This window comes from Rhodoglobus vestalii (assembly GCF_006788895.1).
Lineage (GTDB): Bacteria > Actinomycetota > Actinomycetes > Actinomycetales > Microbacteriaceae > Rhodoglobus > Rhodoglobus vestalii.
The window spans coordinates 2,294,267-2,317,449 of the sequence record NZ_VFRA01000001.1 but is presented as its reverse complement, the minus strand read 5'-3'; the positions used below and the strand labels follow the sequence as shown (position 1 = coordinate 2,317,449).

At 61.8% G+C, this 23,183-nt stretch carries 19 protein-coding genes and 3 pseudogenes; 15 read left to right on the top strand and 7 right to left on the bottom strand.

What is annotated here, in order from left to right:
* Window positions 1–71: 71 nt before the first annotated feature.
* From FB472_RS11410 to FB472_RS11400, 3 genes and pseudogenes are all read right to left on the bottom strand, one after another.
* Window positions 72–3,275: a beta-phosphoglucomutase family hydrolase gene (locus tag FB472_RS11410; RefSeq protein ID WP_246078194.1), complete on the bottom strand. Its 3,204-nt coding sequence runs from the start codon at window positions 3,273–3,275 to the stop codon at window positions 72–74.
* A gap of 280 nt (window positions 3,276–3,555) precedes the next feature.
* A pseudogene (locus FB472_RS11405) lies at window positions 3,556–3,987 on the bottom strand (transposase); the annotation flags it as partial.
* Between the two features lie 67 nt (window positions 3,988–4,054).
* Window positions 4,055–5,208, bottom strand: a pseudogene (locus FB472_RS11400) (IS3 family transposase).
* Window positions 5,209–5,317: 109 nt separating this feature from the next.
* On the opposite strand from FB472_RS11400, the pseudogene FB472_RS11395 reads away from it, so the two are divergent.
* A pseudogene (locus tag FB472_RS11395) lies at window positions 5,318–6,503 on the top strand (IS3 family transposase).
* A gap of 590 nt (window positions 6,504–7,093) precedes the next feature.
* Here FB472_RS11395 and istB read toward each other — a convergent pair.
* On the bottom strand, window positions 7,094–7,870 hold the full coding sequence (gene istB / locus FB472_RS11390; protein WP_141990987.1) for an IS21-like element helper ATPase IstB: 777 nt from the start codon (window positions 7,868–7,870) through the stop codon (window positions 7,094–7,096).
* The gene (istA, locus tag FB472_RS11385) at window positions 7,867–9,102 is read right to left on the bottom strand and encodes an IS21 family transposase (RefSeq protein ID WP_141990986.1); all 1,236 of its coding nucleotides are present in this window, start codon (window positions 9,100–9,102) and stop codon (window positions 7,867–7,869) included. The genes istB and istA overlap by 4 nt, the downstream gene beginning before the upstream one ends.
* Before the next feature lie 207 nt (window positions 9,103–9,309).
* Between istA and FB472_RS14080 the strand changes: the two genes are divergently transcribed.
* The 10 genes from FB472_RS14080 to nhaA (FB472_RS11340) all read left to right on the top strand — a co-directional run bounded on the left by FB472_RS14080 (window position 9,310) and on the right by nhaA (FB472_RS11340) (window position 18,129).
* Window positions 9,310–9,447, top strand: coding sequence for a hypothetical protein (locus FB472_RS14080; protein ID WP_170192089.1), 138 nt, complete (start codon window positions 9,310–9,312; stop codon window positions 9,445–9,447).
* 94 nt (window positions 9,448–9,541) lie between these two features.
* Window positions 9,542–12,328: a DUF4040 family protein gene (locus FB472_RS11380; RefSeq protein ID WP_141990985.1), complete on the top strand. Its 2,787-nt coding sequence runs from the start codon at window positions 9,542–9,544 to the stop codon at window positions 12,326–12,328.
* Window positions 12,325–12,735: a sodium:proton antiporter gene (locus FB472_RS11375; protein ID WP_141990984.1), complete on the top strand. Its 411-nt coding sequence runs from the start codon at window positions 12,325–12,327 to the stop codon at window positions 12,733–12,735. Before FB472_RS11380 ends, FB472_RS11375 begins: the two co-directional genes overlap by 4 nt.
* Window positions 12,732–14,267, top strand: a complete 1,536-nt coding sequence (locus tag FB472_RS11370) for a monovalent cation/H+ antiporter subunit D family protein (RefSeq protein WP_141990983.1) — start codon at window positions 12,732–12,734, stop codon at window positions 14,265–14,267. Before FB472_RS11375 ends, FB472_RS11370 begins: the two co-directional genes overlap by 4 nt.
* Complete coding sequence (locus tag FB472_RS11365; protein ID WP_141990982.1) at window positions 14,264–14,647, top strand: Na+/H+ antiporter subunit E; 384 nt, start codon at window positions 14,264–14,266, stop codon at window positions 14,645–14,647. Before FB472_RS11370 ends, FB472_RS11365 begins: the two co-directional genes overlap by 4 nt.
* Window positions 14,644–14,904, top strand: coding sequence for an MrpF/PhaF family protein (locus FB472_RS11360; RefSeq protein ID WP_342775553.1), 261 nt, complete (start codon window positions 14,644–14,646; stop codon window positions 14,902–14,904). Before FB472_RS11365 ends, FB472_RS11360 begins: the two co-directional genes overlap by 4 nt.
* Window positions 14,901–15,227, top strand: coding sequence for a cation:proton antiporter (locus FB472_RS11355; protein WP_141990981.1), 327 nt, complete (start codon window positions 14,901–14,903; stop codon window positions 15,225–15,227). Before FB472_RS11360 ends, FB472_RS11355 begins: the two co-directional genes overlap by 4 nt.
* 11 nt (window positions 15,228–15,238) lie before the next feature.
* Window positions 15,239–15,745, top strand: coding sequence for a DUF6611 family protein (locus FB472_RS11350; protein ID WP_141990980.1), 507 nt, complete (start codon window positions 15,239–15,241; stop codon window positions 15,743–15,745).
* A gap of 117 nt (window positions 15,746–15,862) precedes the next feature.
* Window positions 15,863–16,760 (top strand): IS5 family transposase gene (locus FB472_RS11345; protein WP_141990566.1). Its coding sequence is split into 2 segments (ribosomal slippage): window positions 15,863–16,225 and window positions 16,227–16,760, totalling 897 coding nucleotides; the frame shifts between segments, so codons are not numbered across the junction.
* Between the two features lie 10 nt (window positions 16,761–16,770).
* On the top strand, window positions 16,771–18,129 hold the full coding sequence (gene nhaA / locus FB472_RS11340; protein WP_141990979.1) for a Na+/H+ antiporter NhaA: 1,359 nt from the start codon (window positions 16,771–16,773) through the stop codon (window positions 18,127–18,129).
* 207 nt (window positions 18,130–18,336) lie between these two features.
* Here the strand turns inward: nhaA (FB472_RS11340) and FB472_RS11335 are convergent, their stop codons facing one another.
* A complete protein-coding gene (locus FB472_RS11335) occupies window positions 18,337–18,618 on the bottom strand; it encodes an iron-sulfur cluster assembly accessory protein (protein ID WP_141990978.1) in 282 nt (93 codons plus the stop codon).
* A 239-nt stretch (window positions 18,619–18,857) separates the two neighbouring features.
* On the opposite strand from FB472_RS11335, the gene nhaA (FB472_RS11330) reads away from it, so the two are divergent.
* Window positions 18,858–20,117, top strand: coding sequence for a Na+/H+ antiporter NhaA (nhaA, locus tag FB472_RS11330; protein WP_246078193.1), 1,260 nt, complete (start codon window positions 18,858–18,860; stop codon window positions 20,115–20,117).
* A gap of 67 nt (window positions 20,118–20,184) precedes the next feature.
* On the top strand, window positions 20,185–20,826 hold the full coding sequence (pdxH, locus tag FB472_RS11325; protein WP_141990977.1) for a pyridoxamine 5'-phosphate oxidase: 642 nt from the start codon (window positions 20,185–20,187) through the stop codon (window positions 20,824–20,826).
* Between the two features lie 102 nt (window positions 20,827–20,928).
* On the opposite strand, the gene FB472_RS11320 is transcribed toward pdxH, so the two are convergent.
* Window positions 20,929–22,146: an ammonium transporter gene (locus FB472_RS11320; protein WP_141990976.1), complete on the bottom strand. Its 1,218-nt coding sequence runs from the start codon at window positions 22,144–22,146 to the stop codon at window positions 20,929–20,931.
* A gap of 237 nt (window positions 22,147–22,383) precedes the next feature.
* On the opposite strand from FB472_RS11320, the gene FB472_RS11315 reads away from it, so the two are divergent.
* Window positions 22,384–22,680, top strand: coding sequence for a hypothetical protein (locus FB472_RS11315; RefSeq protein WP_141990975.1), 297 nt, complete (start codon window positions 22,384–22,386; stop codon window positions 22,678–22,680).
* 38 nt (window positions 22,681–22,718) lie between these two features.
* Window positions 22,719–23,141, top strand: a complete 423-nt coding sequence (locus tag FB472_RS11310) for a group III truncated hemoglobin (protein ID WP_141990974.1) — start codon at window positions 22,719–22,721, stop codon at window positions 23,139–23,141.
* The last annotated feature ends 42 nt before the right edge of the window (window positions 23,142–23,183 follow it).

The following is a 23,183-nucleotide window of genomic DNA, read 5'->3' as shown; positions in this document are numbered from 1 at the left end:
AGCAATAAATGGTGCAACAACCGCGAGTTTCGCGAGACTCAGTCGCCGGCAACACCCCCAGTTCCCGCCCGCTACGGCAGAAGCCGGAACTCGTGTGTGTCACCAGCTGCGAGCACCACTATGTCTTGGGGGGTCCTTACTGTGATGGGGGCCGCCTCGCAAGGCTCGAGAGCGAGCCGCAGGTGCTCCGCGGTCACTTCGACCCGGATGGGCTGGTCTCGGTATACAAGCGTGAAGTGCACGCGGGGCAATTCCGGCGGAAGCACGGGATTGAACCACAGCGCGTCACCGCGAAACTCCAGACCGGTGTAACAGCGGACAACTAGGTCGACCGACCCGGCGAGGGCACCAAGGTGTATTCCCTCTCTCGTGGTGCCGCCCTGAATGTCTGCGAGATCACTGTCGAGTGCCTGAGTGAGAAACTCCCATGAGCGCGACCTGTCCCGCCTCGCCTCCACCCACGAGTGCACGACGTTGCTGAGCGTCGACCCGTGCGTCGATCTCGCGCCGTAGAACTCCACTGTGCTGAGGACCGTCTCAGGCGACAAGCCATAGCCCATGTCCGCCAGGAGTTCGCGCAACTCTTCGGCAGAGAAGAGGTATAACAGCATAAGAACGTCGGCCTGTTTCGACAACCGGTAGTTGTTGGTGCTGTCACCTTCCGAGTGGAGGATGAGATCCATCCGCCCGATGCGCCCGTACTTGGCTCGATACCCTGCCCAGTCAAACTCGGGGAGCTGCTCGTAGCCCTCAAACTGGCTGATCACCCCATCTTTATGGAACGGAACACGCAACCGTCGGCTGATGTGCGCCCAGTTTTCGAGCTCATCAGGGGTGACATGGATGCGTTCCCAAACCGAATGGCTGGCGCGTCCACGTACACGACCCAGCCCATCGATGGTGCGCTTCAGCACCCACGCAGTCATCACGTTCGTATACGCGTTGTTCCGCAGGCCCGGCCGGTCGGCACCAGGGTTTGCGTCATGAAACTCATCCGGGCCCATCACGCCGTCGATGTCATAGCGATCGGAATCGCCGTCGAAACGCGCGAGGCTGGCGAAGAAGCGAGAGACCTCGACGAGCAGCTCGATGCCCTGGTCCAACAGGTAAGCTTCGTCGGCGGTCGTCTCGAAGTACTCCCACACGCCGTAAGCGACGGCGAGCCCGACGTGCCGCTGGTAGCGGGAGTTGTCGGGGATCCAGCGCTCGCTGCGCTTATTGTAGAGTTGAACGGGCGTCTCTTCGCGACCGTCGACGCCGCTCTGCCACGGGAACATCGCCCCGTCGTGTCCGGCCTCGCGCGCGGCTGCCTTGGCTTCCGGCAGTCTACGATAACGGTAGCCGAGGAGCGCCCGGCTGAGGTCGGGGCGACGCATCGTCAGCATGGGGTAGACGAAGATCTCGTCCCAGAAAACATGTCCGCGATAGCCCTCGCCGTGCAGTCCCCGCGCCGGAACGCCAGCGTCGAGATCGGCGTTGGCCGCCGCCACAGTTTGCAGCACATGAAATGTATTCAGGTTGAGCGCGAGCGACTGGCGTGCTGGACCGTCGATCTCAACCGCAAAATCGCGCCACAGGCCCCGCCATGCGCGTTCATGAGCCTCCTCCAGCACGGAAATGTCGGGAAGTCTGCGAATCCAACTGGTCACGGCATACGAAGGTGACGCGATGGCGCGATCTCGAGAACTGCTGACCACGGCCACCTTCTCGACCGTGACCGGGCGTCCCTGGTGCACCTCCAGATCGAACTCCTGCGCCACATATCCTTGCTGCGCCATCAGGTCGCGGGTACTGGACACCAGATCATGCGCTGCGAATACCCGCGTACGTGCGGCCATCGCAATGTGCACGCGTGATTGCGAGGTCACGCATTCGAGCAGGGTCGTCTCGTCGTCGATCGCCGAAACCGCCACGGGGACGAGGTGCGTATCCGCCAGCAGGGTGTACTCGTCGACATTCCGGTTCGCCACCGCACCGTTAATCGCCGAACGCACCGTGACCGTGCCCGACCAGTTCTCGGACACGAACGTCGTCTTCAGACAAGCGACGTGGTGATCTGCCTGCGAAATGAAGCGGCGTGATGTGACGAGCGTGCTGCGGCCCCCCGTGTCACGAATCCGGAGAACCCGAGTGAGGATGCCCACCTTCAGGTCAAGTTCTTGGCTGAAGTCCACGACCTCAGTATTCGACGGGTGGAACCAATCAGCGCCATCGATGCGGAACGAGAGCGGTAGCCAGTTGGGAGCGTTCACGAGATGCTCATCCTCGACCACGCCATCAGCGAGCGGGGTGCGCACGCGGTTGTAGATGCCGGCGAGATACGTCCCGGGATAGTGGACCTCGTCGGCGGTTGCCTCAGGCGAGGCCCCACGAGTGGCCCAGTAGCCGTTGCCCACCGTGCAGAGCGTTTCCCGTTGCCCCTCGGTTGCGGCGTCGAAGGAGTCGTAGCGCAGCACCCACTGGTCGTTCCCCTGATCGCGATGCTCCGACTCATGTGGGCGCCGCCGCGGTGCCCACATGGGGTCGAACCCGTCGAGCGTGCGGACGACGACATCCGCCCCGGCGGCACGCAGCTGGTCCCCGTGCCCGGTTCGTGCCACCCCGACTACCAGACCGAACCCGCCGCGGACAGCAGCTTTGACGCCCGCTTCGGCATCCTCGAGAACAACGGTGCGCTGAGGAGATGCCCCCAAAAGCCGGGCCGCCTCAAGAAACATCGCCGGATCGGGCTTGCCCAGCAGGCCCGCTTCAATTGCGGTTATGCCATCGACCCTCACTGAGAAGTATGAGTCCAGCCCAGCCGCGTCAAGGATGCGTTCGGCGTTGCGGCTTGACGTGACCAGCGCGACCGGAACAGCCCCGACGAGTAGGCGCTCCAGCAACGCCACCGCGTCAGGAAAAGCGGCGACGCCCTCCCGGTCGAGTAGCGCGTCGAAGGCGGCCTGCTTCTGCTCCGATACCGACGCCACCGTCGTCCCGCCATCCGAACTCTCCTCCGGAAGGGTGATGCCGCGGGAGAGCAAGAAACTGCGCACACCGTCTTCGCGGGGGCGACCGTCGACATACCGGCGATAATCAACGTCGGGGTCGAAAGGACGCGTCTCGGTCTCTGGGAACTGCGCAAGTGTGTCGTCGAACACGACTCGCCAAGCCTTGGCATGAAGCGATGCGGTGTCGGTGACGACGCCATCCATGTCAAAGATGACCGCGTCGTACGCCGGTCGGTCACCACCGCTCACACGAGCACCACAGCGTTCTTGCGGCGACCGGACCACCCACGGCAGGACTCCTGCAGGCGCTGCGCCACCGGCACCTGACTCAGGCCACTTGTTGACGTCGAGGACTCCCTCAGGACGTCCTCAGCAACGAGTGAATACCGTGGGGTTGGTTTCCGGCTCCCACCGGCGGCCATCGTCGTATGCATCACGCCAGACTATCGGTGCGCTCACGGCGGCCTCCGGAGGCTTCGCTGCCTGCGTCGGCATCCAGCGATGGGCGGTAGAGTTAATTGTGGTGAGTTGGGAAGTCTGGTCGACATTCTTTCCCTCGACCGATCTAGGGCGTGTCTCCTAATGCCTTAGCCCAGATGATTATGGCCCGGAGGACAACCCCGCCGCGGTAGGTGAGGGCGAGTTTGTCGTAGCGGGTGGCGATGCCACGCCACTGCTTGAAGACCTCGAAACACCGCTCAATGACGTTGCGGCGTTTGTAGGACACCTTGTCAAAAGTGGGAGGGCGACCTCCGGCTTGGCCACGTCGTTTCCGATTGGCGACCTGGTTCGATCGTTCCGGGATCACGGCATGAATGCCACGATCCCGGAGCATTTTCCGATTAGCTTTGGACGAATACGCTTTGTCACCCATCGCTCGATCCGGCGTCGTGCGAGGCCGACCCCCGCCGAGCCGAGGCACTCGCAGGCTCCCCAAGACTTCGGGGAACATCGGTGAGTCACCGCCCTGCCCCGGTCCCAGCAGAATCACCAAGGGACTGCTGAAGGTTTGGTTGATTCTTTGACCTGCCCCATGTTTCAGTTACCTGTTGAGGTGTGGAGTTTCAGGCGGAGATTGATTGGTTTTCGTATGTTAGATCGTACTCGATTGGGGTTCGATAGCCGAGGCCGGAGTGGCGTCGCTGTCGGTTGTAGAAGATCTCGATGTAGTCGAACATTGCGTTCGCGAGCTCGAGCCGGGTTTTCCATTTCTTCCGGTTGAGCATCTCAATCTGCATCGACGACCAGAAGGATTCCATCATCGCGTTGTCGAGTCCATCCCCGACAGAACCGAAGGATGGCATCATGCCGGACGAGCGAATCTTGTTGGTGAAGGCCCAAGAGGTGAACTGGGTGCCGTGATCGGCGTGAACAACACTGCCAGGCTCTGGCCTGCGATTCTTGATCGCCATATCCAGGGCGTTCACCACCAGGTTGGCATCTTGGACAGTATCGATTGACCAGCCGACGATCCTTCGGCTGAACGAGTCCAGCACGCAACAGCAGAAAACCTTCCCCTCTCGCGTGGGATGTTCCGTGATGTCCGTGACCCACAGCTCGTTGGGCGACAGGCGGTGGAACTTGCGATTCACCAGGTCATCGGCCGTGACAATCCCATGCAGTCGTTTCACGCGCGCCGGGCCCGGGAGTCCGTAGATTCCGGCCAAACTCATCAACACCGCGACCAGTCGCTCACTAACCTTGACTCCCATCCCCAGGGTGAGTTCAGCGTGAACGCGACGGGAGCCGTAGGTTCCACGGGAGGCAACGTGGACTTCACGGATCAGGCCGGTGAGCCACTTCCGGCGCATCTGCGTGGGTGAGAGCGGCCGGTTCCGGTAACGGTAGTAGCCGGGGCTGCTGACCCCGAGGACACGACAGCACACCTTCGGAGGTAGCCCGGCGTCGACCAACCTGTCGATCACCGGGTGAACCCTTTTGGGTGAGGCTCATCCTCCGCCAAGAAATGCGATGCTTTCGTCAAAATCTCGACCTCCAACTCCAGCTGACGGATGCGTTTGCGCGCTCGTCTCAGCTCGGCGCTCTCCGACGTCGTGACACCAGGCAGATCACCACGATCTACTTGATCTTGTCGGATCCAGTTATGCAGGCACGACTGGCTCACACCCAGCGCAGCAGCGGTCGTCGCGATTGGTTTCCCGGCACGCATCAACGCGACAGCGCGGGCGCGGAACTCGGCAGGATACGGTCTTGGCATGCTTCACAGCCTTCCAGCAAGGCCCAAAAATCCAAAAGTTACAAGGTAACCAAACTGTGGGGCAGGTCACTTGGACTGCATCGTTTTGCGATGCGGGAGGATGGTAATCATGCCGAAGAATTACACGGATGAGTTCAAGCGCGATGTCGTCGCGGTTGCGAAGCAGGGCGCGGCAACGCAGCGGCAGATCGCGAAGGACTTCGGTGTGTCGAAGTCTGCGTTGTCGACGTGGATGCGCGCGGCCGAGTTGCAGGAGCGTGGCCTCGTCGGACCATCGACCGGAGCCGGAGCTGCTGGTGATGTGGTGGCGTTGCGGGAGGCGCTCAAACGTATCCGCCTGCTCGAGCAGGAAGCCGAGGTGATGCGGCGCGCTGTGGCGTATCTGTCTCAGGCGCAGCTCCCAAAATGATGTTCCCGCTGGTCCGTGACCTTGCCGCGCTGGATGCCCCGATACGGGTTCCCATCACGGTGGCCTGCCGGGTGCTGGGCTTCTCCCCGCAAGCGTTCTATAAATGGGTCAAGAACCCCGTCTCCGCCCGGGACTGGGACGATGCTCATCTTATTAACGCCGCGTTCGATGCGCACGCCGATGACCCGACGTTCGGGTATCGGTTCATCGCTGACGAACTCGCCGAATTGGGCTTCACCGCCAGCGAACGCCGCGTCTGGCGGCTCTGTTCCCAGCAGCGACTATGGAGCGTGTTCGCGAAGAAGAAGGGCCGCAACCGGAAACCAGGCCCACCCGTGCACGACGATCGGGTGCAGCGGGTCTTCACCGCGTCGAGGCCAAATCAGCTGTGGCTCACCGACATCACGGAACACAAAACGAGTCAGGGAAAGCTTTATCTTTGCGCAATCAAAGATGTGTTCTCGAATCGCATCGTTGGCTATTCCATCGATACGAGGATGAAAGCTCGGCTGGCCGTTGACGCGCTCACCATGGCCGTCACCCACCGGGAGCACCCCACGGCAGTGATTGTTCACTCCGACCGAGGATCCCAAGCCAATTTCGGTCACGGAAATTCGTGCGCGCACTCGCCCAGAACGGGCTGCTGGGCTCGATGGGGAAAGTCGCGGCATGCGGTGACAATGCAGCCATGGAATCCTTCTTCGCGTTGCTGCAAAAAAATGTCCTGAATCAACGCTCGTGGGTCACCCGCGACGAGCTCCGACTCGAGATCATCAACTGGATCGAGGGCACCTACCACCGGCGAAGGAGACAACGCCGACTTGGGAGGCTGACACCGATCGAATACGAGACCATAATGAAAAAGACCGTCACACTGGCGGCCTAAGGAACCGAGTCAACCAAAGCTTCAGCAGTCCCCACCATCACTCACAGCGGAGCAATCTTTCGCGTGCTCGCTGGCGCCTTTCGGACGGTGCCCGGTCTAAGGCTCGATCGTTTGCAGCGCCGAGCAGAATACGGTCACGAGCGCACCAGGCCAAAGGACGTGAACGATCGTCCCGAAGTTTCGGGGTGATCGCTGGCCGCTGGCTGCTTCCAGGCGGCCCGCGTCAGAGTCTCTGGTCGAAGTAGTAATGACGCGGTGACGCACAGCATTGCGTCCTGTTCCACTGCCCACGATGAGCGACTGCGAGACAGGTGACCGTCCCGTAGGGGGTTCGGCTAACGGGCACGAAGCTCGGTACCGCGCGCAACGGTGAGTCGGCTCGAAGAGCGTTCGTTCACCGTCTGGCTAAAGGGCGGTGTAGTTGCAGCGCCTCCTGCACCCCGCCTAAATGCCACCAAACGGCCGCTTCTTGTCTCGCATAGGTACTTGTCGAATTCTGCCAAGGACTGCTCGCTCTGGCATTGTTAACGCCAACCGAAAATAGGGCCACTTTCGCCAACTGAAAACAGGGCCACGGTTGTGTGTTTCTACTATGCCGTAGTTGACGGCAGCTGGTGGTTCTTCATCCGATAACTGGCACCCTTGAGACTGATGACATCGGCATGATGAACAATCCGATCGATCATCGCTGATGCCACTGTCGGGCCACCGAAAACATCACCCCACCGGCTAAAAGTCAGATTGCTCGTCAAGATCAGCGACGCCTGTTCATACCGGCTTGAGACGAGTTGAAAGAACAGATTCGCAGCGTCCTGATCGAACGGGATATACCCCACTTCGTCAACGATCAGTGCGCTGTAGCGACGCAGTCGCTTGAGCTCTGCGTCGAGTTTCCCGCGGGAGTGAGCTTCTTGGAGGCGGTTGACCCAACCGACTGCGGTATCAAATAGGACCCGGTGTCCGGCCTGTGCGGCCTTGACGCCCAGACTGATCGCGAGGTGCGTTTTCCCCGTCCCTGGCGGCCCCAACAGGACCACGTTCTTGCCCTCGGTGAGGAAAACCCCGGAACCCAAATGCGCGATCAGGTTCCGGTCGGCGGACGGCTGATGGTCGAAATTGAAGTCCTCCAACGTCTTGAATCCTGGGAACCGTGCAGCCTTGATCCGCAGCGCTGACCCCGACGCTTCCCGCTCCGAGACCTCCCGCGAGAGGACCGCGGCGAGGTATTCCTCGTGGGACCAGCCCGCGTCGCGGGCCTGGTCGCCGAGGCGCCGGAACGCGTCGCTGATCCGCGGCGCCCGGAGCGCCCGGGAGTAGTACTCGATCTGCGAGGCGGTCTCCGACCCACCAACCACTACGCCGCTCATGAGGCGACCGCCACGATGGCCGCTGCGTCGGGTGTGAGGCCGAAAAGGGTGTCGTAATGATCCAGCGACGCGGTCTCCACGACCGTTAACACGGGCATCTTCCGGCCTTGGCTCCGGTGCTGATTCCGCAGCTCACCAGCCCGAGCAACATGAGCGGGATCGATGATGTTTAGCTGCCGCGCCCACTGCCTCGGGTGCGAGCTCACGAGGAGCCCGTCGTGGTGGATATTGACCGTGTCCAAGCCCGCAGTGACGTGGACGAGACGCCCGATCAGGGCCGGGTCGACGGAGTAATCGTTGCTGAAGGCACGGACCATGTAATCCCTTGGTAGGCGCACGATGTTGCGAAACAGCACCTCGGGAGCCACTGGCGGCAGTGCCCGCATCGCTGCCCTGTCGGTGGTGACCAGATCGATCGGGCGGCCTCGGCGGGCACGGGAAAACCGGCTGTTCGCGATCGGTAACCAGTCGGCCATCTGGGCGTTGAAATCCGTTGGAGACGCGAATGTGCGACCGGGCATGAACCTGCCCCGAAAGAACCTGTTCATGCGTTCGACCATGCCCTTGGGCTCCGGGTCGCGGGGCTTCAAAAGTTTGATCTCGCACCCGAGCGTACCGGCGAACGCGGCGGCGGCCTCGGTTAGTTTCCCGCGCCCGATCCCGGACTCGTTGTCCCAGAGCAGCCGCGAGGGAACGGCCTGTGCTTCCTCGAGCAGAGACCACATGCCGCCGAGCAGATCTGATGTCATCCGTGTCGGCAGCATGCGGCTTTGGATGAATCCGGACGCCGCTGACGTCATCACGAGCACGGGTGGCCGGTCAACCTGGTCGTGGCCGAGGGGGATGTCGTCGTGGGGGAACCAGAGGTCGCATTGCATCTGGAAGCCCGGCGGGTGCACGAGCCGGTCAACAGGGTCCGGGACCCGGTAGTCGGGCCGGATCTCAGCGATCTTCGACCGGAACAGCGACTCCGATCCTGACCAGCCGACGCGTTCCGCGATGGCTGCCGCTGGCATAGTTGGCGTGGCCGCCAACAGTGCCCGTGCGGCATGCGCGTACTCGTCGAAACTCGACCCGCTGCCTGCTCGCTGATAGGTCGGGGCCCGGTCCGGGGCCAAGGCCCGGTCGACCGTTCCTCGAGACACGCTGAGTCGTCGTGCTATCTCCCGCTTCGAGATTTTCTCTGTCGAATGCAGGTGGCGAATCTCCGCCCAATCGTCCAATTTGATCACCCTTCATACTGCTGGGTGGTCCTGTTTTCAGTCGGCGTTTTTGGCCCTGTTTTCAGTCGGCGTTTTTGGCCCTGTTTTCAGTCGGCGTTAACAGGCATGCGCTGCACCGTGTGGACGAGCATTCTTTGGCTCCATATCGACGACCAGGTGGCCTTGTGTCGCAGGAGCGGAATGGGTCACGCACGGATTTTCTGTAGACTAAGGGTTATGTTCCTAACTTCCAGTGCGTCCAACGTCGGCTTTCTGCCGACGTCTTGGGTTATGACGCACCCGGGAACTAACGGCTACCTCTCCAGCTGGGGTGCCATTCTTGCGGGTTCCTCTCCCGCGGTCATCGACATTTAACGTCGATCCGAGGTCATCAGGCGCTTAGCGCCGGTGAGCACAGCCCTGCTCGGTTCGACGTACTTCTATGTCGAATTGACTCAAAGGTGGACTGATGCTCATCGGGTGCATCGCACTCATCGCTGCTGCGACCGTGGCAGCTATGGTGCTTGGCCGAACTCTCGGCCGCAATATTGGTTTTGTTCTCGCGCTTCCGCTCTTAGCGGCCGGTGGTCTGCTCGTTGTGGCGTCCGCAGCGGGCCCCAGGGCTGAGGTGTGGCCGTGGATGTCAAGCATCGGTGTCAGCTTCGCGCTGCGACTGGATGGTCTGGGCTTGCTGTTTGGTCTGCTCGTGACCGTAATTGGTGCGGGTGTGCTGTTTTACTCGGCACGCTACCTGGGCCGTGGCGCCCATACCGGCTTCTACGTCTTGATGAGCGTGTTCGCGTTGGCCATGCTTGTGCTCGTCCTGGCGGACGACGTCGTTTTACTGTTTGTGGCGTGGGAGGCGACGACGCTCTGCTCGTTCTTCCTCATCGCCCGCTCCGGGGCGCATGCGCGTGAGCCGGCGATCCGTACCCTCATGGTTACCGCGTTAGGTGGCTTGAGCCTGCTTGGAGCAGCAGCGGCGATGACTGTCGCAGCCGGCACCACCCGTATCAGTGAGATTCTGGAGGCGTCGTTCTGGACGGAGAATTCTTCGGTCACGACCTGGATTGTGGTGCTGCTGGTCGGTGCTGCATTTACAAAATCCGCGCAGTTCCCCTTCCACGCCTGGCTTCCCGACTCGATGGTGGCGATCACCCCCGTAAGTGCTTACCTGCACGCGGCCGCCATGGTCAAAGCGGGCATCTACTTGCTGCTGTTGTTCTCGCCCGTTTTGAACGACAACGCACTTTGGTCGATCTTGCTGATTTACAGCGGCGCCGTCACGGCGCTCCTCGGTGGTATCGCCGCCTTACGACGCACCGACCTAAAGGAGCTGTTGGCGTATTCCACGATCAGTCAGCTGGGCCTGCTGGTTCTGCTGATCGGTGTGGGCACACCGGAGGCCTTGACCGCGGCTGTCGTGCACACCGTGGCCCATGCCCTGTTCAAAGCAGCCCTATTCATGGTGGTGGGGATCCTCGATCACCAGGCAGGCACGCGAAACATCAGGGAGCTCGCGCGGCTGAACGTGCGGATGCCCGTGACCCTCACGATCGCGGCCCTCGCTGCACTATCGATGGCGGGCGTACCGCTGCTGCTGGGCTTCGTGAGTAAAGAGAGCATGTTCGTCGCGCTTCTGTCAGCCCCTGGACCCGAGTGGCTGGCTCCGGTGATCACGAGCGTCGCGGCGCTGACTGCTGTGCTGACCTTTGCCTACGCCGGCCGGTTCGTCATCGGCGCCGCTGGTGGCCGGGCCGGACGGCTGGTCGGTGAAGCCCCGGCGCTCTTCTGGGCGGCACCAGCCGTGTGGGCTGCGGCCGGGCTGACGCTCGGCCTCGTACCGGCACTTCTGGATCCGCTCGTCGGCGCGGCCAGCTCGAACGCGCTCGGAGCGGCGATCACGCCCGAACTGGAGTTATGGCACGGACTGACACCGGCACTCTTCATCTCCATCCTGGTACTGAGCACCGGTACCGCTTTGGTCCTCCTGCGCGCGAAAGTCGACCCGGTCATGTCGCGTGTGCGCTTCCCGTTCCATGCACTCAGCGTCGTCGACAGCATACGGGCCTCGATCATCGGCTTCGGCGCGTCAGTGGCTCGGCTCAGCGCATCCAGCGCCCCCCGACATCACCTGCTAATTCCCGTCCTGTCGCTTCTGGTGATCGCGGGGGTGGGGGTGATTTTCCTCGGAGAGCTGCCGCCGATCGTGGGTGATCCCACCCACCCGCTGGACTGGGTCCTGGTGTCCCTGATCCTCGTCGGAACGGCAGCGACCGTTTTGGCCCGCACCCGGGTGGCTGCCGTCGTCGTCGTGGGCGTGATCGGGTTTGCGATGACGCTGTGGTTCTTCTGGCTCGGTGCCGCCGATGTGGCGCTGACGCAGCTGCTCGTGGAGATCCTCACCATCTGCGTTCTGGTCCTGGTTCTGCGCCGGCTGCCGCGACGATTCCGCCGCGACAGCGTGCGTCGACGGATATCGTCCCTGACGGTCGCCATCGCGGCCGGCGTGGCCACGACCTTGGGAGTGATCGCCTTCACCGGGCGCCGCGAACTGTCCACTGCCGCCGACTACTACCTCCGCAACGCCGAAAACGAAACCGGAGGCGCCAACATTGTCAACACGATTCTGGTCGACTTCCGCGCGCTCGACACGCTGGGCGAGCTGACCGTTCTCGGCGTCGCCGGCGTCGCCGTCGCCGCGCTCCTCTCGGCACGACGCACCATCACCCCGGCCGTTGACGACACAGCAATAGACGAAGACTCCCCACTGGCGAATGCCCGGCACAACTCGGTCTTTGCCCAGTCGCTGACACGATGGGCCGGACCGCTGACAATTCTCCTGTCGCTGCTTCTGCTGTTGCGCGGTCATCAGGATCCCGGCGGTGGCTTCATCGCAGCGCTGGTGGGCGGCGCAGGGTTTGCTCTGGTCTACCTCGCCGCGCCCACCGACGATGCCGCGCGAATCCGCTGGCCCTACATCCTGCTCATCGGCGCCGGCATCGTCGTGGCCACCCTCAGCGGACTGCTCGGCTTCGTCGACGGATCCTTCCTTCGCCCCTTGCACGCCGATGTACTGGGCATGCACCTCACCACCGCGCTGCTCTTCGATGTGGGCGTGTACCTCGCCGTGATCGGTGTCGTCCTGGCCTCCCTGAACCTGCTCGGCCTGGACCGCCGCAGCCGCACAACCCGCACCAGCGGGCCCGCCACCTCCACGACACCCATCCGCACGAAAGAAGGGACCCTCCGATGACTTTGGCCATTTCTGCCGGGTTGCTTGTTTGCGGCGCCGTTTACCTCCTACTCCGCCGCGAACTGCTCCGGGTGATCCTCGGCTTCATCCTCCTCGGGCACGCCGTCAACCTCATCCTGATGGCGTCCGGAGGATCCGCCGGCCGCACCGCGCCCTTCGGCACCTTCAACGACACCTCCGGTGTCGCCGACCCCCTCCCGCAAGCATTCGTGCTCACGGCGATCGTGATCGCTTTCTCCATCACGATCTTCCTCCTCAGCCTCGCCATCACCGGGAAGCACGACGACGACACCGTCGACGAAGACACCACTGACGACGAAACTGTCGACAACGGTGACTCTGACGTGGGTGGCCTCCCACGCACGAGCCTGGTCGGGACCGTCACAGACGAGGAGCGTCTCGCATGACCGCGATGCTGCTTCCCATGTTCGCCGCCGCCCCAATCCTGGTCGCCGGTCTGCTCTTGACCGTGGGCCGGCGCCCGCGACTTCAGGCCGGACTCCTCCTGACCGTGTCGACTGCCTCCATGGTCGCCGGCCTCACATTGATCGGCATCGTCAACACCACCGGTGTGGTGGCGCACGGTGTCGGCGCCTGGCCGTTCGGCATCGCCATCCCCTTGGCAGCCGACATGTTCACGGCGCTGATGCTCACCGCGACGGGACTGCTCACCGCGGTGTGCTCGCTGTTTGCCATCACCTCGGGAACAGCGGACGGCCGCTTCTTCTCACCGCTCGTCCTGGTGCTTCTGGCCGGAGTCAACGGTGCCCTGCTGACGGTCGATCTTTTCAACCTTTTCGTCTTTATTGAAGTGATGCTTCTTCCCTCCTACGCACTTCTCGTGCTTGCCGCCCCCGGCAAGGGACGCCTGCGCCAGGTCACAGGGGCGCGCCTTTACGTGACGGTGAACCTTCTTACCTCCACGGTCTTCCTCGCCGGAGTTGCCTTCATCTATGGAACGGCCGGGACGGTGAACCTCGCCGAGCTCGCCGGTGCCGCACACGAATCTGACGCGGTCGCCCTCGCCGCCGGTATCTGCCTGTTCGCTCTCGCGATTAAGGCGGCGGTCGTACCCGTCCACGGCTGGCTGGCACGCACCTACCCCTCCGCATCGCCCGCCGTGACCGCCCTGTTCTCCGGTCTGCACACCAAGGTCGCCATCTACGCCATCTACCGCATCTACGCGCAGCTCTTTGAGGGCGACGACAGATTCCTCGGCATCGGCATCGCGGTCTTCACCCTCACCATGATTGTCGGTGTCTTCGCCGCCGTCGGCGAGACCACGACACGATCCATCCTCGCATTCCACATGGTCAGCCAAATCGGCTACATCCTGATCGGTATCGCCCTCTTTACCGGCGCCGGATTGGCCGCGGGAATCTTCTATCTGATTCACCACATGATCGTGAAAGCAGCGCTTTTCCTCTCCACCGGCGCTATCGAGGTCCGGTACGGCACGGGTGCGCTGAGCAGGCTCGGCGGGATGGGCCGCCGTGAACCACTCATCGCGGTGGTATTCCTCATCGCCGCATTCTCGATGGCCGGCCTGCCCCCCTTCTCCGGGTTCGTCGCGAAACTGTCCCTGGTCTTGGCGGCCGTGGACGCGGGCCAGATCGTCGTCGTTATCGCGATGCTCGCGGTCAGCCTGGTCACACTGCTGTCTATGCTGAAGATCTGGTCGGGTGTCTTCTGGGGTCACCTTCCCGACGATCATGAGCACGCGTCGCCGCGGGACCATCCTGCATCCGACGGCACCGTCACCGTCCAAGCACCACTACAGGCACGAGTCGGACTTGCCCTCACCGCCCCCGCCATCATCCTCGCCGCGCTCACCATCCTGCTCGGCATCGGCGGAGACGTCCTCCTGCAGTTGGCCGACACCGCAGCGGCAGGCCTGCTGGATACGAGCGCCTACACGGACGCGGTGATCGGCCGATGACCTGGGCAAGCTGGCCCTGGCGTCTCCTGAGCTTCTGCGCCTGGTTCGCCAAAGAACTCGTCGTCGCGAACGGAGCAGTCATCCACGACAACCTCACACCAGGACAACGCTCCACCACGGGCATCGCCCGCTTCCCCACACGCTGCAGCACCGACACGGAAATCACCCTCCTCGCGGCACTGATTACGCTGACCCCCGGCACCCTCACACTCGGCACCACCATCAGCGACGGGATGAACAACGACGAGGCCGATCCAGGAACGCGCGTGCTGTTCGTGCACGGCATGTACCAAGTACACGCCGACGAACTCCGCGACGTACTCGACGACATGGAAACACGACTGCTGAACGCACTACGACGAAAGGGCATCACCGAATGATGATCGGAATCGACATAGGAATCGGCATCATCGTCATCGCCTGCTTCGCCGCAACCTACCGAATACTCGTCGGCCCCACCGAAGCCGACCGAGCAATCGGCGGTGACCTGCTCCTCTTCGGAATGATCGGGCTCCTCGCCCTCTTCGGCGTGCGCATCCAAAGCACAGCGACGTTCGACATCGTCCTCATCGCTTCGCTCGTCGGCTTCCTCAGCGCCCTCTCACTGGCCCGCATCCTCACGAGAGGAAAACGATGAACGCCCTAAGTTTCATCGGCAACATCGTAATCGTCCTAGGCGCACTCATCTTCGCCACCGCAGCACTAGGCATCGTGCGATTCCCCGACGCTTACACCCGCATATCCGCCGTCGGCACGGCCGGCGGCCTCGGCACCGTATTCGTCATCGTCGGCGCACTCCTCCTACAACCCAGCCTCACCGACACCGTGAAAGTGGTGCTCATCATCATCCTGCAACTGGCCACCTCGTCCATCGGCAGCATAGCCATCGCACGATCCGCCTACCTCACCCGAACCAAGCTCAGCCACGTCCGCTTCGACGACCTCGCACCCCCGGAATGACACCCATGGTTATGAACTCGACCACCCTACGCAGATGGCTCCGATGGTCACTCGAGGGACGATACCAATGGGGCTACTCCTCCTCCAGCACCGGACGATACGGAAACCAATCCCTGTACGTCCACATCTATCCGCCCGACACCCCCCGGAAACTCCGACGCTGCGCCCACCTCGCCCGCATCTGGCTGCCGATCTCAGCCGTCAGCACCCTCGGAACAGCCTCGATCGTCGTCACCCTGATCGAAGTCTCCCTCCTCACCGCCAGCATCGGCCCCGCCGTCCTCCTCCTCCTGGCATGGATCGCGCTGGTACAGGTAGCCGCACCCATCAATAGCCGGCTCGCAACCTCGTCAGCCTGGAAGTCCCTGATCAGCCCGAACCTCGACGACGAAATCACTTTCGACCAACTACACACCACCGTCTACCGACTTCAGGAGGCTGAACGGCAGGTAGAGAGAGGCGAAATCTCCCAGCGCGAATACCATCGACGATGGTCCAAAGCCTTCGCAGGGCTCTGAATGCAAGCGAGTCGCGCCTGACCGCCAATTATCCGGGATACCTCGGCGGTCCCTCTACAGTCAGACAACTAGGGCGTGTCTCCTAATGCTGCCGGGCCTGTCTGACAGACTTAATCCATGTCTCGTGCTGCCGTGTTGTCTGACAGTGAGTGGGCTCGCCTTGAGCCGTTGATGCCGTCCTCGAAGAATTGCCCGGGTCGTCCGTTCCAAGACCACCGCCGCATTCTGGAAGGCATCATTTATCGGTATCGGGCGGGGATTCCCTGGCGGGATTTGCCGGAATCTTTTGGTCCGTGGCAGACCGTCTGGAAACGTCACCGGCGTTTCAGTGGCGACGGTACGTGGGACGCCATTATGACCCGGCTGCTTTCGCAGGCTGACGCTGCTGGGTTGATTGATTGGGAGGTGTCCGTGGACTCCACGGTCAACCGCGCCCACCAGCACGGCACCAATCTTCCGCGCACCACAGGGGGAACTTCAGAACTACACGAATCTGCTCACTGAGCCTGCTGACCACGCAATTGGCCGGTCACGCGGCGGATTGACGACGAAGATTCACGCGTTGTGTGACGCGAATCTTCGACCGTTGGTGATTCTGCTGGGACCGGGGCAGGGCGGTGACTCACCGATGTTCCCCGAAGTCTTGGGGAGCCTGCGAGTGCCTCGGCTCGGCGGGGGTCGGCCTCGCACGACGCCGGATCGAGCGATGGGTGACAAAGCGTATTCGTCCAAAGCTAATCGGAAAATGCTCCGGGATCGTGGCATTCATGCCGTGATCCCGGAACGATCGGACCAAGTCGCCAATCGGAAACGACGTGGCCAAGCCGGAGGTCGCCCTCCCACTTTTGACAAGGTGTCCTACAAACGCCGCAACGTCATTGAGCGGTGTTTCGAGGTCTTCAAGCAGTGGCGTGGCATCGCCACCCGCTACGACAAACTCGCCCTCACCTACCGCGGCGGGGTTGTCCTCCGGGCCATAATCATCTGGGCTAAGGCATTAGGAGACACGCCCTAGGAGCCCATCAATGACCCAGCCCGCGCCGAAACCGCCACGACTCCGCAGAGTAGTAGGGCTGTTTCCTGCCCCGGGGAGCTACGCCGAGGCCCTTCGAATCGGCTCGGTTCTGCGCAAGGAGACCGTTGGCGGTGCACTTCTTGTCGCGATGGCCGCGGTCGGGTTGGTATGGGCGAACTCACCCTGGTCGGAAACCTACTTCGCGTTGCGCGACTTCCGAATCGGCTACGAGCCGTGGCATCTGAACCTGAGCCTAGGTGCGTGGGCTGCGGATGGATTGCTGGCGATCGTCTTCTTCCTCGTCGGCCTCGAACTCAAGCGCGAGCTTGTTGCCGGTGATCTTCGCCGCTTCAGCACTGCGATCGTCCCCATCGCCGCCGCTGTCGGTGGTTTAGCTGTTCCGGCGCTGATCTATCTGGCGATCGTCTCGCAGAACCCGGAGTTGAGGAACGGATGGGCGATCCCGACCGCAACCGACATCGCGTTCGCGGTGGCCGTGCTCGCGCTGATCGGTTCACACCTGCCCTCCTCACTGCGCATCTTTCTGCTTACGCTCGCGGTCGTCGATGACCTCCTCGCGATCGGCATCATCGCGATGTTCTACACGGACGCCATCGACCCTGTGCCACTTGCTTTCGCGTTGCTGACGATTGGCATCTACGGTCTCATCGCCCAGCGTTACCGAGGCTTCTTCGGGATTAAACCCGGGGCGGCCTGGCTGATCCTGCTGCCGATCGGGGCGGTCGCGTGGGGGTTTATGCACGCCTCGGGCATTCACGCGACAATCGCCGGTGTGCTGCTCGCCTTCACAGTTCCAGTTCTGCACCGCGATCGCGGGTCGAGTGCCGGGCCGGGTCTCGCTGAGCAGTTTGAGCACCGCTTCCGGCCGCTCTCTGCGGGCTTCGCCGTACCGGTGTTCGCTTTCTTCTCCGCCGGCGTCGCAATCGGCGGTATCGATGGGTTCGTCGGCGCGCTCACCGACCCGCTGACGATCGCGATCATCGCCGCTCTAGTGCTCGGCAAACCGATCGGCATTACAGCGGCAACGTGGTTGGTTACCCGGATCGCGCATGTGCGCCTCGATCCTTCCCTGAAATGGGTTGACCTTGCGGGGGTTGGACTCCTGGCCGGCATCGGCTTCACCGTGTCGCTGCTCATTGCGGAGCTTTCCTTTGTTCCAGAGAGCCCCGCACATGACCACGCCAAAGTCGCGGTCCTTACCGCTTCGGTACTCGCGGCAGCACTCGCCGCGGTAGTGCTCACCGCCAGAAACCGACAGTACCGCAAGATCAGCGAACGCGACTCCGTCGATGCGGACGGCGACGGAGTGCCCGACATCTACCAAAACCGCGAACAAACGAAGAACTGAGCGCCCTAGCCTCGTGGCCCGAAGATGCGCTCGAGCGCACGCTGGGTGATCGCGGGCGGGCGGTGCTAGCGCGAGTACACGCACGCGGGTAGCGCAGGCAGAGCGTCAGCTCATGCTCGAAATGCTGACGCTCTCGCCCGCTACTAGTCAAAGAACTCGGCCGACCGTGCGCCGACGAGCCCGTCTAACCAATTGGGTTATGCCTGACTAGGTCTTGTCGAGTACGGCGAAGTTCACTGCGCCATTCTCGCCGACCTGTGCATCGAGAGTCTTGTCGCTGAGGGCGATCGCTGCGTTCTCTTCAAGAAAAACGCGAGCGCCTTCGGCCTCAATTACGGAGTCGCCAGCCTCTGGCTCTGCAACAACGGCAACGGTGAGGTTGGGGGCACCAGGCTCTCCGTTGATGCGGAGACCCGACGCTTCAGTGTTGGGATCTTGATCAACAATCGTCTTAACGACCGTGGTGGCTGTTTCGGTGAGGGTGAGCATATGTTCGTCCTTCCAAGTTCAGCGAATTGAACACCCCACGATTCCGTACTCAGCGGCTCGCATCAACCGTTAGCGGGGATTGTGAGACAACTCTCATGCGCAGTGGAGCCAGCAGTCAGGGTGCGTATTCGTGCCATTGCCCAACTACCACACGGTAGAATTGTGAGGGGAGTGCCGGGAAGTCTAGTCGGCGATTGCGTCGGTGACCCCCACTGACGAAACTCAATGTCTGGAATTCAGTGACAATATCCACTAAGGAACCGGGCTCCCGTAAGCGACTTCGCCGGTGGGTCGTCATGGAGACCACCAGCGGCGTCCTGCTCATGCTTGCCGCAGTGCTCGCTCTCATCTGGGCAAACTCGCCCTGGCGTGAAGGTTATGCAGCTCTCGCTGAAACAGTCGTAGGCCCTGAGGCCCTGCACCTCGATCTTCCGCTGGCCACGTGGGCTGCTGACGGCCTACTGGCGATCTTCTTCTTCGTCGTAGGTGTTGAACTCAAGCACGAACTGGTTGCCGGCAGCCTGCGCAAGCCACGCGGAGCCGCCGTTCCCGTTTTCGCTGCGATCGGCGGGATGCTCTTCCCCGCGCTACTCTTCGTGATCATTGTGCTCACACTTGGCGACTCGTCAGCATTGCACGGGTGGGCAATTCCGGTGGCAACCGACATCGCATTTGCTCTGGCAGTCCTCGCGATCTTCGGCCGCGGACTGCCACGCGCACTACGCACCTTCCTCCTCACCATGGCCGTCGTCGACGACCTTCTTGCGACCATCATCGCCCTTTTCAATACCGACAGCATTGATCTGATGTCACTTCTCTTCTCACTCATCGCGATTGCCCTGTTTGGTGTTGTTGTTCGCTCACGCAAGCCCTACTGGTGGCTCCTGATTCCCCTAGCGCTGGTCGCCTGGGCCTTCATGCATGACTCGGGAGTGCACGCCACTATCGCGGGTGTGATGCTCGGATTCACGGTTCCGGCCAAACTCGTTCACGGAGAAAAAGAGGTTCGCACCCACGTCTTCGACGATGCAGTTCGCCCCACCTCCTCTGGCATCGCGCTGCCGATCTTTGCGTTCCTCGCCGCAGGCGTCTCGCTGGGCGGCGACGACAACATCGGAGCTGTTCTGGTTCAGCCCGTCGTGCCAGCGATCGTCGTCGGTTTGGTACTCGGAAAGATCATCGGCGTGCTCGGCACGACCGCTCTGATCACCAAGGTGACCAAGTTCCGTCTCGCTGACGCAATCGGAATTCGTGACCTTTTGCCCATTGGTTTCCTCACCGGGATAGGCTTCACCGTCTCCCTCCTCATCTCAGAGCTCTCGTTCCCCGACAGTGTGCATACCACCGGGGCCAAGATCGGCATCCTCATCGGCACCGCCCTCGCAGCGATCCTCGCGGCGATCAGCCTCCGCTGGGATTCACGCCGGGCCCGCAACGCGGACATGAACCAAGACGGCATCCCCGATAAAGACACGGCACTGATCGACGACGAAAACTAGAAGTGGTTCGGGGGGGGGCAACCCCGCCGAACCCGCGAAACCCACCGAACCCGCGAGAGGACACCCTGTGTCAGACCCACTGAGCCAACACACCGACTACGGCCAACTGCCGCTGGGCGACTCTGACGTGCTCGATGATCCAATCGCACAGTTCCGGCTGTGGCTGGCAAACGCCAGCGACGCTTCCGTCTACGAGCCCAACGCAATGGTGCTATCCACAGTGGATGTCGACGGCTCCCCCAGCAGCCGCACCGTACTGTTACGCGCCATCGATGAGACCGGATTCGAGTTCTTCACGAACTACAGCTCAATCAAAGGTCGGGCGCTGATCGCGAACCCCGCGGCGGCGCTGGTGTTCCCCTGGTATTCAATCCACCGGCAAGTGCTCGTGCGGGGTAGCGCTCAGCCCGTTGCCGCAGCCCTGTCTGACCAGTACTTCGCCACGCGACCGCGAGGCAGTCAGATCGCGGCGCACGCCAGCGAACAATCGCAGCCCATCGCATCCCGGGCTCTGCTCGAACAGCGCGTAACTGAACTTGAGCACGAGTTCGACGGACGTGACGTGCCGCGCCCAGATGACTGGGGCGGCTTCGTTGTTGAGCCACACACAATTGAGTTTTGGCAGGGCCGCAGCTCACGCCTGCACGACCGGGTGCGGTTTATGCGCGCGGCGTCAGGTGAATGGGAGCGGATGCGGCTGCAGCCGTAGCATCACACCACACTCCGTACACTCGCGCGAAACGCCGTAGCCGCACGCCAAAAGAGGAACACAACCGCGATAACAGTTGTGCCCCTCCCGAGGTTGTGGGCTCTACTCAGCCGGTACGGTTCCCCGCGCCTGCATTGCATAGCCCGACTCACCGTGGACGGCGAGATCGATACCGGCGATTTCTTCGTCAGAAGTAACGCGGAATCCGATGGTCTTCTGAATGGCGGTTCCGATTAACCACGACATCGCGAAAGAGAAGGTTGCTACCGCGAGAACACTGATCGTCTGAACTGCCAACTGGCCCGCATCTCCACCGACGAACAGGCCGGTGCCGGTCGCGAAGAAGCCGAGGTAGAGCGTACCGATGATGCCAGCGACGAGGTGGAGGCCCACAACATCGAGCGAGTCATCGAAGCCCAGGTTGAACTTGAGCTCGATTGCCAGAGCACACACAGCACCGGCGATCAGACCGAGCAGCAGAGCCCACCCTGGCGTCAGGTTTGCACATGCTGGGGTGATGGCAACGAGTCCAGCAACAACACCCGACACGGCGCCCACTGCAGTGGCTTTTCCGGTGCGAAGCTTCTCAACGATGATCCAACCGAGGATTGCTGCGGCAGGTGCGGCGAGAGTGTTGAACACGATCAGGCCGGCCTCATCGGGGTCGCTCGCGGCTCCAGCGTTGAAACCAAACCAGCCGAACCAGAGCAGTGCTGCACCGATCAAAACCAGCGGAACGTTGTGTGGCTGGGTAATGTTCTTGTTGAAGCCAACCCGCTTGCCAAGAACCAGCGCGAGACCGAGAGCAGCCGCACCCGCGTTAATGTGAACTGCGGTACCACCGGCGTAGTCAATCACTTCGGGAAGTCCACCTAAGATCTCACCAAGATTCTGGATCCATCCACCGCCCCAGACCCAGGCGGCGACCGGAAAGTATACGAGCGTTGCCCAGATGCCGGTGAAGATCATCCAGGGTCCGAAGCGAGCGCGATCTGCGATTGCACCCGAGATTAGTGCTGTAGTGATGATCGCGAAGGTTCCGCCGAAGGCAACAACCAAAAGGTCGGAGCCTGCAACGCCCTCCTGACCGAAGTTACTGAACGGGTTGCCGGAGAATGACCAGACTGAACCGTCGATCGAGCTCATGTTCGCGCCAATGAGGATCCAGAGAACGGCAACAAGGCCGAGCGCTCCGAAGCTCATCATCATCATGCTGACCACTGACTTCTCTTTGACGAGTCCACCGTAAAAGAACGCCAAACCGGGGGTCATAAGCAGAACCATTGCGGTGCTCATGAGTACCCAAACCACTGTGTCCATCTCGACCTCTTTCGCTTTGTGCGCCTGGTGCACACCTAGTGCTGTGGCGGATTTCAGTGAGTGCCGGATTATTCCACTCCCACCAACCCGCACGACACAGCATCCCGTCTCAGCGTTTCGTGAGGCGCACAGTTATGTTTCGGGCGCGTAAAACGTGCCCTACGGGTGTTACCAGTAGGTTTCGGGCAGCCACAGGTATGCGGTTAATCACCTGTCTGGTGCCCGTAGAGTTGGCGCATGGACGAAACCACGCCCGCGGCAGAAACCGAACCAGCGACGCCATCCACACCGCCGTCGGCGGTAAAGAACCGCATCCGCCAGCTCACGACACCATGGTGGCGACTGCTGTGGCTCATCGGCGGAGTCGTTTGGGCTGTGGCATTAAACGTGATCTACGTCACCACCGGTGCCACCCAAGAGTGGCTGGGCATCGCCTCGGTCATCCCTATTGCTGCACTGCTCGTCGATCTCCTGCGCGTTGAGCGCCTCGAACGGGCCGCAGAGCAAAAACGTAAAGCCAAGCTGAAGCTTTAGCGGGACTACTTTCTTGTTTATCTGGGTAGGGTGTCAGCATGCGCCATGATTTGGCCAACAGGGATGACATTGAGACACTCGTGAGAGAGTTCTACACGGAGGCATTTTCTGATCCACTAATCGGGCCCATCTTCACCCAGGTCGCCAAGATGGACCTCGACCATCATTTGCCGATCATGTGCGACTTTTGGGAAACCGTTCTCTTCAATGCGAATCTCTACCATCGCAACGCGCTCCAGATCCACTATGCGCTTCACAAGCGTCACCCTCTCACTCGCGATCACTTTGACCGTTGGCTGGCGCTGTGGATCGCAACGATTGATTCACATTTCATCGGCGAAACGGCAGATCTAGCCAAAAGACAAGCAACCCGGATGGCGGGCTCCATCCACCGCCGAATGCAGGGTCGATCCGGTAGTGATTTTGAGACGGTGCGACACCGCAGCGCAAGTGGAGAGTAGCAGCAGCGGCCGGTCGGCCAGAAACGTACACCGCTCGCAGTA

Bases quoted from the DNA above. Each gene is read 5' to 3' on its own strand.
- FB472_RS11370 (WP_141990983.1), top strand. From the start codon at position 12,732: ATGACCGCGATGCTGCTTCCCATGTTCGCCGCCGCCCCAATCCTGGTC.
- nhaA (WP_141990979.1), top strand. From the start codon at position 16,771: ATGACCCAGCCCGCGCCGAAACCGCCACGACTCCGCAGAGTAGTAGGG.
- FB472_RS14080 (WP_170192089.1), top strand. From the start codon at position 9,310: ATGTTCCTAACTTCCAGTGCGTCCAACGTCGGCTTTCTGCCGACGTCT.
- FB472_RS11315 (WP_141990975.1), top strand. From the start codon at position 22,384: ATGGACGAAACCACGCCCGCGGCAGAAACCGAACCAGCGACGCCATCC.
- FB472_RS11365 (WP_141990982.1), top strand. From the start codon at position 14,264: ATGACCTGGGCAAGCTGGCCCTGGCGTCTCCTGAGCTTCTGCGCCTGG.
- FB472_RS11375 (WP_141990984.1), top strand. From the start codon at position 12,325: ATGACTTTGGCCATTTCTGCCGGGTTGCTTGTTTGCGGCGCCGTTTAC.
- FB472_RS11380 (WP_141990985.1), top strand. From the start codon at position 9,542: ATGCTCATCGGGTGCATCGCACTCATCGCTGCTGCGACCGTGGCAGCT.
- FB472_RS11335 (WP_141990978.1), bottom strand. From the start codon at position 18,618: ATGCTCACCCTCACCGAAACAGCCACCACGGTCGTTAAGACGATTGTT.
- FB472_RS11360 (WP_342775553.1), top strand. From the start codon at position 14,644: ATGATGATCGGAATCGACATAGGAATCGGCATCATCGTCATCGCCTGC.
- FB472_RS11320 (WP_141990976.1), bottom strand. From the start codon at position 22,146: ATGGACACAGTGGTTTGGGTACTCATGAGCACCGCAATGGTTCTGCTT.
- FB472_RS11350 (WP_141990980.1), top strand. From the start codon at position 15,239: ATGAACTCGACCACCCTACGCAGATGGCTCCGATGGTCACTCGAGGGA.
- FB472_RS11310 (WP_141990974.1), top strand. From the start codon at position 22,719: ATGCGCCATGATTTGGCCAACAGGGATGACATTGAGACACTCGTGAGA.
- istB (WP_141990987.1), bottom strand. From the start codon at position 7,870: ATGAGCGGCGTAGTGGTTGGTGGGTCGGAGACCGCCTCGCAGATCGAG.
- FB472_RS11355 (WP_141990981.1), top strand. From the start codon at position 14,901: ATGAACGCCCTAAGTTTCATCGGCAACATCGTAATCGTCCTAGGCGCA.